Origin of the sequence: Pseudomonas sp. FR229a (genome assembly GCF_030209115.1) — a bacterium.
Taxonomy (GTDB): Bacteria; Pseudomonadota; Gammaproteobacteria; order Pseudomonadales; family Pseudomonadaceae; genus Aquipseudomonas; species Aquipseudomonas moraviensis_A.
Genome location: NZ_JARVSP010000006.1, coordinates 222,925 through 235,766, shown reverse-complemented (window position 1 = coordinate 235,766; position 12,842 = coordinate 222,925). Strand labels below are relative to the sequence as shown.

The window sequence follows — 12,842 nt, the reverse complement described above, 5'->3', positions numbered from 1 at the left end:
CCTGCTCGCGATAGCAGTATGTCAGTCACCATGTTTGCTACCTGCCACACCGCTATCGCGAGCAGGCTCACTCCTACAAGGGAATCTTCAATGTGCTTGTGAAGTCGGCGCGGCCGGTGGTTGCACCTTGCGCATCAAGGGCACCATCGCCGTGGCGATGATGAAGCAGACCATGATCATCAGAAACGTATCGCCATAGGTCTGCGTCTGCGCCTCGCGATACGTCACCAGCCACAACTGGCGCAGGCTGGCAGTGACGCCGACATCGCCGCTCTGGCCGAGATGGGCGAAGTTGCCGCCGACCTGCGACAGCCACTGATTCATCGCCTCATTGCTGCTGTTCAAATGCTCGGCCAACCGGGTGAAATGCAGGTTGGTGCGGTCATTGAGAATCGTCGCGCAGGCCGCGATGCCAATCGCACCGCCGAGGTTGCGCATCAGGTTGAACAACCCTGACGCGTGCTTGAGTCGCGCCGGTGCCAGTCCACCCAACGTCAACGTCACCGCGGGCGGCACCGCCAGTTGCTGGGCAATCCCGCGCAGTGCTTGCGGAAGCATCAATTCCCCGGCGCCCCAGTCGTGGGTGATCGGGCTGAACTCCCACATCGACAAGGCAAACAGGCCCAGGCCGAGCATCATGATCCAGCGCAGATCTATGCGATTGGCCAGAAAGGCATACAGCGGAATCGCCAGAATCTGGAACACCCCGGTGGAGAAAACCGCCATACCAATGTCCAGCGCGCTGTAGCCGCGCACGCGGCCGAGAAACAGCGGCGTCAGGTAGATCGTCGCGAACAGGCCGATGCCGGTGACGAAGGAAAAGAAGCAGCCGAGGGCGAAATTGCGGTCTTTCAAGGCGCGCAGATCGACGATCGGATTGGCTACATGCAGAGTGCGGCCGATGAAGGCCAGCCCGGCCAGGCCGCTGATCCACGCGGTGGTGAGGATCGTCTGGTCGCTGAACCAGTTCCAGCGCGGGCCTTCTTCGAGGGTGTATTCCAGGCAACCGAGGAACAGCGCGAGAAAGACCATGCTCAGGTAGTCCGCCCCCTTGAGCAGCGACAGTTCCGGCTGATCGATCCTGACCAGCATCGGCACCGCCACGGCGACGAAAATCCCCGGCACCAGATTGATATAGAACAGCCAGTGCCAGGAAGAAATGTCAGTAATCCAGCCACCGATCACCGGCCCCAGCGTCGGTGCCAGCGAAGCCACCGCGCCGATGGTCGCGGCGGCAATCACCCGTTGCTTGCCAGTGAAGAAAAAGAACGCGGTGGTGAACACCAGCGGAATCATCGAGCCGCCGAGAAAGCCTTGCAATGCGCGGAAGGCGATCATGCTCTGGATGTTCCAGGCCAGGCCGCAGAGCAGACTGGCGAGGGTGAAACCGACTGCCGAGGCGCAGAACAGCCAGCGCGTGGAAAACACCCGCGACAACCAGCCCGACAACGGAATCACGATGATTTCGGCGATCAGGTAGCTGGTCTGCACCCATGCGGTTTCGTCGGTGCCGGCGGACAGGCCACCGCCGATATCGCGCAGCGACGCCGAGACGATCTGGATATCCAGCAGGGCGATGAACATGCCGATGCACATGGTGGCGAAGGCAAACACCTTGGTCGCAGTGCTCATGTCTGCCGCGTTGAACGGTTGCGCAGGAGCGGCGAGGCGGGTGCTCATGGCGCAACAGCCACGGCGGAGGTTTGCGGCTCGGCACGGGTGTCGACTTCAGCGGTCACCGACAGACCCGGGCGCAGGTGACCGAGCACACCATCGGCCGGATCAAGGACGATTCTGACCGGCACGCGCTGAACGATTTTAGTGAAGTTGCCGGTGGCGTTTTCCGGCGGCAACACGCTGAACAGTGAGCCGGTCGCCGGGGCGAGGCTGTCGAGATGGCCGTGGAATTCCTGCCCGGACAACACGTCGGCGCGGATGCTCACGCGTTGCCCGGGTTTCATCCGCGCCAGTTGATCTTCCTTGAAATTGGCATCGACCCACAGACCGCTGGCCGGCACCACCGACAGTTGTTGCGAACCGGCCTGGGCATAGGCGCCGACCCTGGCGCGGCGATTGCCGATCACCCCATCGACCGGCGCGCGCAGTTCGGTGTAACCGAGGTTCAACTCGGCCAGATCACGTTCAGCGCGGGCCTGCTGCAGGGCGGCGCGGGCTTGTTGTTTTTGGGTTTCGATCACCGCCAGTTGCCGTTGCGCGGCGAGCAGTTCGGCCTGCGCTCGGGCGCTCAGGGCTTGCGCGGTCTTGAACGTGGCGTCAGCGCGCTGCGCACTTTCCACCGACACTGCGTTGCTGCTCACCAGACGTTTGTAGCGTGTGTTGTCATCCCGTGACCGCGCCGTTTCCGCGCTTGCTGCGTCGATACCGGCGCGGGCCTGACCGATCACCGCGTGCTGCAATTGCTCGGTGGCGTCGAGGTTGGCCAGCAGCGCTTGTTCCGCCGCCACAGCGCCTTCGGCCTTGGCCAGATTGGCGCGATAGTCCCGGGCATCGAGGCGGATCAACACATCGCCGGCCTTCACCGACTGGTTGTCGCCCACCAGCACCTCTTCGATATAACCGGCCACTTTCGGCCCGATCACTGTGACGTTGCCACCGATGTAGGCATCGTCGGTCTCCTCCAGAAAGCGTCCGGCGCCCCACCAGTGCAAGGCGTACATGCCCGCCAGGATCAACACCAGCAAAACGCTGCCGGCGATCAACAGGCGTTTGAACAGGGGAGGCCGGGTCTTGACCGGAACAGAGTCGGGGGAGGGCATGCTGGTCATGGCGTCGGTACCTGAGGAAACGGTTCGTTATTACGGCTGTAATATGACGCGAGTAATATTACGTGGCAAATTATTTCTGCGGTTGATCGTCAGTTGCTTACTTGAGCCACTGGCCCGGTGTGCTGCCGGTCATAGATTTGAAAAAGGCGATGAACGCGCTGTCGCTGGCAAACCCCAACTGAAAAGCGCAGTAACTCAGGCTTCGCCCAGTGGCAAGCAGTTCGATCGCGCGCATCAAGCGCCACTGCTGACGCCATTGCTGATAACTCATGCCGGTCTCGCGCTGGAAGATCCGCCCGATCGTGCGGCTGCTGGCGCCGATCTGCTGTTCCAGCACATGCAGCGCGGGTGGCAGGCGTTCGGGCATCGCCAGCAGCGGTGCAATTCGTTTGTCCCAAGGCAATGGCAACAGCATCGGTTGCTGCGCCGCGTCATTGATTTCACTCAGACACAGCCCGAGCAAGTGGGCGAATTTGCCTGTTCGCCAGTCAGTGTCGAACGCCGCCGTCGCCATGGGTTCGAGCACCGCGCGCAGCAAGGGGCTGACTTCAATGACGCAGACCTCATGCGGCAACTCATCGCATAAATCATCGACCAGGTAGATCGAACGATAATCGACGCTCTGCTGCATCACCGCGCGATGGCTGACGCCAGCCGGAATCCATGCTGCCCGCGACGGCGGCAACAGGCACAACTGCTGCGCCAGGGTAATCCGGATGCAGCCATGCCGGGTGTACAGCAATTGCCCGCGTCGATGCTGATGCATACCGGAATCGTGTTCACCCAGGGTCGAGGCGAGGCCGATGACCGGGGCGGCAAAACTGTCTGCATCAAACGTCGAATGGGCATCGAGCCAGGCCATGGGGTTGTCCGATTTCAGCGATAAATTGGCGGGGTCTGGATAATACGCCAACGGTTGGTTCTTAAACTTCTCTGCTTTCGTAGAGGAGTCGTGAGGGATGAATAACCGAAATTTTCTGGCGCTGGCGATCGGGTTGCTGATGTTCCCGCAAATCGCGCAAACACTGTACAGCCCGGCCTTGGCTGACATGGGGCAAGCGTTTGCTGTCGGTCCGCAAGCGGCCGCGCAATCCTTGTCGGTATTTTTTCTGGCATTTGCGTTCGGCGTAGTTGCGTGGGGCCGCGCGTGTGATCGCTTCGGACGGCGTCCGGTGATGCTGGCGGGACTGGCGCTTTATGCCGTAGCCATGCTGGTCGGCCTGGGGGTCAGCAGTTTCAACGCTTTGCTGTTGGTTCAAGGGCTGGCAGCGTTTGGCGCGGCGGTGGCTTCGGTGGTCACGCAAACCGTATTGCGTGATCGCTTCAAGGGTGCCGAACTGGCGCAGGTCTTCTCGCTGGTGGGCATCGCACTGGCCGCAAGCCCGGCGATTGGATTGTTCAGCGGTGCCAGTCTGGTGCAGGTGTTCGGGTATCGCGGTGTGCTCGGCGCGTTGGTGCTGCTCGCGGCCTGTTTGTGGCTGTGGAGTTGGTACGGCCTGGCGGAGTCGCGGCCGGAACAGACGCCGGACATCCGTCTTTCCGAAACCCTCTGGCTCATGCTGCGCGACCTCGGGATCTGGCGCTCAGCGTTGTGGGTTGCGTCATTCAACGTCGCGCTGTTCAGTTACTACAGCCTCGCGCCATTCATGTTCCAGCGCTTGGGCTTGAGCGAGGAGTGGTTCGGCTACAGCGGCGTGTTGCTCGCGCTGGGTTCGGGTCTTGGCGCGTGGTTCAACAAGCGTCTGTTGCTGGCCGGGTACGCGGCGCTGCAATTGATCCGGCTCGCAGCGGTGTGCGGACTGGCCGGTGGCATTGGCGTCTGGTTACTGCAAGACAGCGCCGCGTTCCTGCTGCCAATGCTGTTGATCGTGCTGGCATTCGGCATGGCCATTCCCAACGTTCTGGGCCTGGCGCTGGTCGATTACGCCGATCGGCTGGGTACTGCCGGGGCGTTGCTGGGGTTGATGTATTACTTGCTGATAGGCGCGGGACTAATGCTTGTCGGTTGGCTTCAGGCGTTGGGCGCAACGCTGATCGTGTGCAATGGTGTAGCGTTGTTGCTGAGCGCGTTTGCATGCAAAGGAATGAATTGCCGGGCTTAATAGGAAGCATTACTATTCACACCCCTTTCCTCACCACGCCGTCCATCCCCCATGCGCTCCCGCAGATCCGGCTTTTTCGAGCATTACGAAGAGTTGATCGGCACCTGGACTCGGCGCCTGCGCAATCGCGCGCAGGCCGAGGATCTGGCGCACGACACCTTTGTGCGGGTGCTCGAGGCGGATTCGGCGGCGGTGCAGCAGCCTCGCGCGTATCTGCACCAGACCGCGCGCAATATCGCGGTCGATGGTTACCGGCGTGAGGACCGGCGGGGCGCCATGGAGTCGGAGGCGGTCGATGACAGTGCGTCATCAGCGGGCGACCCGGAGCACTACATGCACGCGATCCAGTTGGCCGATTCCATCGAACGCGCGCTCACCGAGCTGCCGCTCAACTGTCGCAAGATCTTTGTCTGGCAGAAGATCGAAGGCCTGACGCAGGCAGAAATTGCCGAGCGCCTCGGGCTGTCCAAGAACATGGTCGAAAAGTATATGATCCGCACCCTGCGCCATCTGCGCGAGCGGCTGGATGGGTTGCAGTCATGAGCGCTCGCACCTTTTCATTTTCGCCCGGACAGGACATTCCATGATGGAGATTCGTGATTGCGCCTGTGGGCAAACCGCGATGCGTGACGAGGCGGCAGGCTGGTTCGTGCGCTTGCAGGAGCCGGATGTCAGCGTCGAACAACAGCAGCGCTTCGACGCCTGGCTGAACGAGCATCCGCAACACCGCGAAGAATTCCAACTGCTGCAAGGATTGTGGGCGGCGGCTGATCGGCTGCCGACGTCGCGTCTGCAAGCGCTTGTTGAAACTGCGCCAGCTCGCCGCGAACGACGTCCGTTGTTGCGTTATGCCGTGGCCGCGAGTGTCCTGGCCGTTGCGCTGGGACTTGGCCTGTTCAGTGGACTGAACCATCCGGGCGGTTACCGCGCCGAGGTCGCCACGGCGCAGGGCGAGCGCAAACATGTGGCGTTGCCGGATGGCTCGGTGATTGATCTGAACAGTCGCAGCCGCCTGCAGGTGCGCTACGAGCAGGATCGACGGGTGATCGAGTTGAGCGCAGGCGAGGCGATGTTCAGCGTTGCACATGACCCCTCGCGGCCGTTTGTCGTCGAGGCCGGTAGCGGCAAGGTCACGGTCACCGGTACACGTTTCGATGTGCGCCGCGAGGCCACGCAAACCCGTGTGGCGGTGGAGCAGGGCACGGTGAAAGTGCAGGGAAGTCATGCGCGGGACAACGAGTTCATCAACCTGAGCTCAGGCCTCGGCACTTCGGTCGATGCGCAAGGCAAAGTCCTGCCGGCATACCCGGTCAACCCGGCGGAACTGACTGCATGGCGCCACGGCAAACTGGTGTTCAACAACGCCAGCCTCAGCGAAGTGGCGGCAGAAGTATCACGCTATCGCGACAAGCCGCTCACCGTCACTCAGCCGAACGTGGCCAGCCTGCGCCTGACCAGCGTGTTCAAATCCGACGACACCGAGGCCTTGCTCAAAGCCTTGCCGAGCATCCTGCCGGTGACCGTGCGCACCCTCGCCGATGGCAGTCAGGAAATAATTTCCCGATAGCATTCAGGTTTTTTTCCCGTTCATCGTCTTCCTGTTCAACTGCAACTGGTTTGCATTAACAGCCGCACACTCTTGCGATCCACAGGACTCCGTACGACGTGAACATCACCATAACCCACAATAAAAAATCCCCTTGGTTGCCACTCGCGCTGGCGCTCGCGGTCAACACGGCGACGCCGTTGGCGTTTGCCGCCGAAGCCATTCATATCCGCGCGCAGCCGCTGGGCCAGGCCTTGAGCGAGCTGGGCCAGCAGACCTCGCTGCAGGTGTTTTTCAGCCCTGAGCTGGTGGCTGGCAAACAGGCGCCAGCGGTCGACGGCGACCTCTCGCCGGAGCAGGCGCTGCGCCAGTTGTTGCAGGGCAGCGGCCTCGATTATCAGATCAACGATGGCTCGGTGACGCTCGCGCCGGCCGCCACTTCGGCTGCCAGCAGTGGCCCGCTGGAGCTCGGCGTGACCGACATCAAAGTGGTCGGCGACTGGCTCGGTGACGCCGATGCGGCGGTGGTGCAGAACCATCCCGGCGCACGTACGGTGATTCGCCGCGAAGCGATGGTCGAGCAGGGTGCGATGAACGTCAGCGACGTGCTCAAGCGCGTGCCCGGCGTGCAGGTACAGGATTCCAACGGCACCGGCGGCAGCGATATTTCCCTCAACGTTGGCGTGCGCGGTCTGACTTCGCGTCTGTCGCCACGCTCGACCGTGCTGATCGACGGCGTGCCGGCGGCGTTTGCCCCGTACGGCCAGCCGCAACTGTCGATGGCGCCGATCTCCTCGGGCAATCTCGACAGCATCGACGTGGTGCGGGGCGCCGGTTCCGTGCGTTACGGGCCGCAGAACGTCGGCGGCGTAATCAACTTCGTGACTCGTGCGATTCCGGAAAAAACCACCGGTGAAATCGGCACCATCCTCGAGACCACGCAGTACGGCGGCTGGAAACACATCGACACGGCGTTCCTCGGCGGCACCGCCGACAACGGCATGGGCGTCGCACTGTTGTACTCCGGCGTCAACGGCCACGGCTATCGCGAACGCAACAACGGCAATGACATCGACGACGTGCTGCTCAAGACGCATTGGGCGCCGACCGATCAGGATGATTTCAGTCTCAATTTTCACTACTACGACGCCAGCGCCGACATGCCCGGTGGCCTGACCCAGCGTCAGTACGACGACAAGCCGTACCAATCGGTGCGTGACTACGATCAGTTCAGTGGCCGGCGCAAAGACGTGTCGTTCAAGTGGATTCGCCAGATCGATGAGCGCACTCAGGCGGAGATCCTCACCTATTACACCGACAGCTTTCGCGGCAGTACCATCGCCGCGCGCGATCAGCGCACCCTCAGCTCGTACCCGCGTTCCTATTACACCCTCGGCATCGAGCCGCGCGTGTCGCGGGTGTTCGATGTCGGCCCGACCACCCAGGAAGTCAGCGTTGGTTATCGCTATCTGAAAGAAGCAATGCACGAAGAATCGAGCCGTCTGGCGCTGGTCAACAACCAGCCAGTGGTCACACCGACCTCCGACGGCCATGTGTTCCAGGATCGCACCGGTGGCACCGAGGCCAACTCGGTGTACGTCGACAACAAGATCGACGTCGGCAACTGGACCATCACCCCGGGCATCCGCTTCGAACACATCAGTACCGACTGGCATGACCGCGCCGTGCTCGACACCGCTGGCCGGCCGGTCCCGGAAAAAAACCGCAGCATCGAAAGCAACGAACCGCTGCCGGCGCTGAGCGTGATGTATCACCTGTCGGACGCCTGGAAGCTGTTCGCCAATTACGAGACCTCGTTCGGCAGCCTGCAGTATTTCCAGCTCGGCCAGGGCGGTTCGGGTGACAGCACCGCCAACGGTCTGGAGCCGGAAAAGGCCAAGACCTACGAGATCGGCACGCGCTACAACGATGATGTCTGGGGCGGCGAAGTGACGCTTTTCTACATCGACTTCGACGACGAGCTGCAATACATCAGCAACGACGTCGGCTGGACCAACCTCGGCGCCACCAAGCACCAGGGCATCGAAGCGTCCGTGCACTACGACATGGCGGCACTCGACCCGCGCCTCGATGGCCTGACCGCCAATGCCGGCTTCACCTACACCCGCGCCACCTATGAAGGCGAGATTCCCGGCTTCAAGGGCCGCGATCTGCCGTTCTATTCGCGGCAGGTGGCCACTGTCGGGTTGCGTTACGACATCAATCGCTGGACCTGGAACATCGACGGCTTCGCCCAATCGAAACAACGTTCGCCGGGCACCGGAGTGAATGCCGATGGCAGCTTCAATGGCAACTACATCACCGAAGGCACAGCGGACGGGCAGTACGGCGACATTCCGGGTTACGTGACCTGGAATGTGCGCGGCGGCTATGACTTCGGCCCGCAGGTGTCGAACCTCAAGCTCGGCGCCGGGGTGAAAAACGTCTTCGACAAGCAGTACTTCACCCGCTCCAGCGACAACAACTCGGGGATGTATGTCGGCGCACCGCGCACGTTCTTCGTGCAGGCCAGCGTCGGTTTTTAAAACACAAGATCAAAAGATCGCAGCCTTCGGCAGCTCCTACAGGATGTTCGCCCTGTAGGAGCTGCCGAAGGCTGCGATCTTTTGCTTTAGACCTTCAGGACTTTCCCGCCGATCGCCACAGCGACCAGCAACACCGCCATCAGCCCAAAGGCAAAACTCAGGCTGCTGGCATGGGCGACAAAACCGATCACCGCCGGCCCGGCGAGAATCCCTGCGTAACCGAGCGTGGTAATCGCCGGCACCGCGATGCTTTCCGGCATCACCGTCTGCTTGCCCACTGCCGTATACAGCACTGGAACGATGTTCGAGCAACCGGCGCCGACCAGCGCGTAACCGACCAGCGCCGCTTGCCAGCTCGGCGCGAAGGTGGCGAGAAACAACCCCGCCGCCGCCAGCAGCCCGCCGAACAGAATGATCCGCGTGGCACCCAGCTTACGCACGATGCGGTCACCCAGCAGACGTCCGACGGTCATGGTCAGGGCGAACGCTGCGTAACCCATTCCCGCGTACGCCGTGTCGATTCCGCGTTCCTGGGCGAGGAACACGGCGCTCCAGTCCAGCGCCGCGCCTTCGGTGAGGAACACGATGAAGCACATGCCGCCGATAAACAGCACGATGCCGTGGGGAATGGCGAAGGCCGGGCCGGAGCTTTCACTGCCGTAGGGCAACATGTGCGGCACGCACTTGAGCAAGGCGCCGATCAGCAAAACCACCACCACCAGCATCGCCGCCAGCGGCGTCAGGCCGAGGCCGAGCAATGCGCTGACGCCCGCAGCACCGACAATGCCGCCGAGGCTGAACAAGCCGTGGAAGCCCGACATCATGTGCTTGCCGCTGGCGCGCTCGACGATCACGGCTTGCAGGTTCACCGTCGAATCCACCGTGCCGAGGCCGGCACCGAACATGAACAGCGTGGCGATCAGCGCCGGGATCGACGATACCGTCGCCAGCAAAGGCAGTGCCGCGCAGATCAGCAACGTGCCGCCGGTGGCCACACGTCGGCAACCAAAACGCGTGGCAAGAATTCCCGCCAGCGGCATCGCCAGAATCGAACCGACGCCCAGGCACAACAGCAATAACCCCAGCGTGCCCTCATCCAGCCCGGCCCGCGCCTTGGCGTACGGCACCAGCGGCGCCCACGCGGCGATGCCGAGGCCGGCGATGAAAAAAGCGACGCGCGTGGACATCTGTTCCAGGCGTCCGGGGACGAACGTGTCTTGGGGGTTGAGGCTGGTCATATCGATCCTTGGCAAAAAAACAACTGCATCCCGAGTGACATTCTGACGGCGTTGAGGTTCGATCTCAGGCCTTCGGGGCATAACGGTGAACATCCTACCCTGTGGAGTGAGCCTGCTCGCGATAGCGGTGTGTCAGTCGACAATTTTTTAACGGACACACCGCTATCGCGAGCAGGCTCACGCCTACAGGGGATTGCGGTTTACAGTTGGATTTTCGCCAGCATGGAATACGGGACCAAGGCATGACCAGCTTCTACGACGCACGCGGCAATATCTACGCCGTGGTTTCGCCCCAAGCCTTGCGCGAGGCCGGGATTGCTTTGCCGGTCAGCGCCGCCGAATGCGCCACGTCTCGGCAGCAATGGAGCAAAGCCGCCATCGCCCTGTGCTGCCATTGGCCCGAAGGCCTGCGCCCGGCCAACAGCAAACCGCACCGCAGTGATGGTCTGCTGATCGGCCCGTTTCAGACGTGTGCACCGTTCGATGTGCTGATCGTGAACACCGACGGCAGCCTCGCCGAACGCAGTGGCAACGGCCTGACGATTTTTTCTCAGGCGCTGACCGAGCAAGGCTCGATGCCGGCGCAGGGTGCAGTGTTGCGCGTTCATCATGACAAGGGTGAGGCGCTGGAAACCTCGGTGAAACCGGCCGCGGTCGAAGGCGTGCGCGGCTTCTGGCTTGATCTCGGTCAGCCCGGATTCGGCGCGCAAGCCGTGGGGGCGCAGTCAGTTGAGAGCGTTCACTTCAATCACCGTGACGTCAGTCATGTCCGGCCCCTGGCACAACTCGATCCCGACTGGACCCACAGCCAGTTCGTGCGCATCGGCAATCCGCACTGCGTAACGCTGCTCAGCGATGCGGCCGCGTTGCCGGGCAACCAACAGATGCGTGAATCGCCCCTGAACGAACGGCTGACCGCAATTGCCTATGCCATGCCCACCGGTGCCGGCAATCCCTGCCCGGCGGGCGTCAATCTGCAATGGGCTGCGCTGGCGTCACCGCAGCAAATTCTTGCCCGGGTGTTCGAGCGCGGCGAGGGGCCGACCGCGTCATCCGGCACCAGTGCCAGCGCAGTGGCGTGTGCGGCGTGGCGGGTGGGTTGGGTTGAGGCGGGGGAAGTGCAAGTGATCATGCCTGGCGGCACTGCACCGGTTTTGCTTGAGGTTTCGGAGGGCGTATTGCGGCGGGTGAGATTGTTTGGCACGGCGCGATTGATGGATTGATTCGGCCACTAGCGATGCTCTTGTAGGAGTGAGCCTGCTCGCGATGGCGGTGTGTCAGCCACATTTCCATCGACTGAAAGAACGCTATCGCGAGCAGGCTCACTCCTACAGGGTTTGTGGCAAATGGAATATTTGCATTCGACTCAGCGCAATTCTCAGCTGAACTCCACCACCGGCATCTGCCGCTTCATCAACACCTTGCCGCCACGAATCGAATACAGCGGCAGGCCCTGGCTGCGGATCACCTCGTAATCGCTGTCCGCCGACAGAATCAGCAGGTTCGCCGGGCGGCCCTGTTCCAGGCCGTAACGCTCGCCCAGGTGCATGGCTTTGGCGCTGTTGTCGGTGACCAGGTCCAGCGCGCTTTGCAGGTTGCGATAGCCGAGCATGTGGCAGATGTGCAGACCCGCTTCAAGCACGCGCAGGATGTTGCCGTTGCCCAGCGGGTACCACGGATCGACGATGGAATCCTGGCCGAAACACACGTTCATCCCGGCTTCGAGCAGTTCGTTGACGCGGGTGACGCCGCGGCGTTTCGGGAAATTGTCGAAACGTCCCTGCAGGTGGATGCTTTCAGTCGGGCAGGAAACAAAACTGATCCCGGAATGGCCGAGCAGGCGGAACAGTTTGGCGCAGTAGGCGTTGTCGTAAGAGCCCATCGCCGTGGTGTGACTGGCGGTGACGCGGGCGCCCATGTCGCGGCTGCGCGCTTCTTCGGCGAGCACTTCAAGGAAGCGCGAATGCGGGTCGTCGGTCTCGTCGCAATGCACGTCGACCAGGCAACCGGTGCGCTCGGCCAGGTCCATCAGAAACTTCACCGAGCTGACGCCCTGATCGCGGGTGTATTCGAAATGCGGAATGCCCCCGACCACATCGGCACCCATGCGGATCGCTTCCTCCATCAGCTCGCGACCGTTGCGGAACGACTCGATGCCTTCCTGCGGGAACGCGACGATTTGCAGGTCGATCAGGTGGCGGCTTTCCTCGCGCACTTCGAGCATGGCTTTGAGCGCAGTGAGTTGCGGGTCAGTGACGTCGACGTGGGTGCGCACATGCTGGATGCCGTGGGCGGCCAGCGCCTGAATGGTCTTCTTGGCGCGGGTCTTGGTGTCTTCTTCGGTGATCGTGACTTTGCGCTCGCCCCAGCACTCGATGCCTTCGAACAGCGTGCCGCTCATGTTCCAGCGCGGCTCGCCGGCGGTAAGGGTGGCGTCGAGGTGAATGTGCGGCTCGACGAAGGGCGGCACCACCAGATTGCCGCCGGCATCGAGGTCATCCGGGCCGAGGGTCGGCGCTTCGGTCTGGCGAGCGATGCTGTGGATCAGGCCGTCTTCGAGGTGCAATTCGTGCAGGCCTTCCTGGTTGCGCAGGCGGGCGTTGATGATGTGCATCAGGCGAATC

Annotated in this window: 10 protein-coding genes; 5 read left to right on the top strand and 5 right to left on the bottom strand. The window is 62.2% G+C overall.

All coding sequences use genetic code 11. From position 1 onward, the window contains the following. Positions 1 to 87: 87 nt before the first annotated feature. The 3 genes from QRN33_RS05580 to QRN33_RS05570 form a co-directional block, all read right to left on the bottom strand. Complete coding sequence (locus QRN33_RS05580; RefSeq protein ID WP_064361397.1) at positions 88 to 1,680, bottom strand: DHA2 family efflux MFS transporter permease subunit; 1,593 nt, start codon at positions 1,678 to 1,680, stop codon at positions 88 to 90. Next, a complete protein-coding gene (locus QRN33_RS05575) occupies positions 1,677 to 2,786 on the bottom strand; it encodes an HlyD family secretion protein (RefSeq protein ID WP_227972676.1) in 1,110 nt (369 codons plus the stop codon). Before QRN33_RS05575 ends, QRN33_RS05580 begins: the two co-directional genes overlap by 4 nt. Positions 2,787 to 2,883: 97 nt before the next feature. Further along, the gene (locus QRN33_RS05570; protein WP_285407506.1) at positions 2,884 to 3,648 is read right to left on the bottom strand and encodes an AraC family transcriptional regulator; all 765 of its coding nucleotides are present in this window, start codon (positions 3,646 to 3,648) and stop codon (positions 2,884 to 2,886) included. A 97-nt stretch (positions 3,649 to 3,745) separates the two neighbouring features. Here QRN33_RS05570 and QRN33_RS05565 point away from each other — a divergent pair, with 97 nt between their 5' ends. The 4 genes from QRN33_RS05565 (at position 3,746) to QRN33_RS05550 (ending at position 8,980) form a co-directional block, all read left to right on the top strand. Continuing rightward, complete coding sequence (locus QRN33_RS05565) at positions 3,746 to 4,888, top strand: MFS transporter (protein WP_285407504.1); 1,143 nt, start codon at positions 3,746 to 3,748, stop codon at positions 4,886 to 4,888. Positions 4,889 to 4,939: 51 nt separating this feature from the next. Then, positions 4,940 to 5,431 carry a sigma-70 family RNA polymerase sigma factor gene (locus tag QRN33_RS05560; RefSeq protein WP_042609092.1) on the top strand — a complete coding sequence of 164 codons (492 nt, stop codon included), beginning with the start codon at positions 4,940 to 4,942 and terminating at the stop codon, positions 5,429 to 5,431. 40 nt (positions 5,432 to 5,471) lie between these two features. Beyond that, entirely contained in the window at positions 5,472 to 6,455 is a 984-nt protein-coding gene (locus QRN33_RS05555) for a FecR family protein (protein WP_285407501.1), read from the top strand. A 98-nt stretch (positions 6,456 to 6,553) separates the two neighbouring features. Then, a complete protein-coding gene (locus QRN33_RS05550; RefSeq protein WP_285407499.1) occupies positions 6,554 to 8,980 on the top strand; it encodes a TonB-dependent siderophore receptor in 2,427 nt (808 codons plus the stop codon). An 86-nt stretch (positions 8,981 to 9,066) separates the two neighbouring features. On the opposite strand, the gene QRN33_RS05545 is transcribed toward QRN33_RS05550, so the two are convergent. Beyond that, positions 9,067 to 10,218 (bottom strand): MFS transporter, encoded by a 1,152-nt coding sequence (locus tag QRN33_RS05545; protein WP_042609095.1) that lies wholly within the window; start codon positions 10,216 to 10,218, stop codon positions 9,067 to 9,069. A 242-nt stretch (positions 10,219 to 10,460) separates the two neighbouring features. Here QRN33_RS05545 and QRN33_RS05540 point away from each other — a divergent pair, with 242 nt between their 5' ends. Continuing rightward, positions 10,461 to 11,441, top strand: a complete 981-nt coding sequence (locus QRN33_RS05540) for a diaminopimelate epimerase (RefSeq protein WP_285407496.1) — start codon at positions 10,461 to 10,463, stop codon at positions 11,439 to 11,441. 155 nt (positions 11,442 to 11,596) lie between these two features. On the opposite strand, the gene codA is transcribed toward QRN33_RS05540, so the two are convergent. Further along, the gene (gene codA, locus QRN33_RS05535) at positions 11,597 to 12,832 is read right to left on the bottom strand and encodes a cytosine deaminase (protein WP_071172997.1); all 1,236 of its coding nucleotides are present in this window, start codon (positions 12,830 to 12,832) and stop codon (positions 11,597 to 11,599) included. Positions 12,833 to 12,842 lie beyond the last annotated feature (10 nt).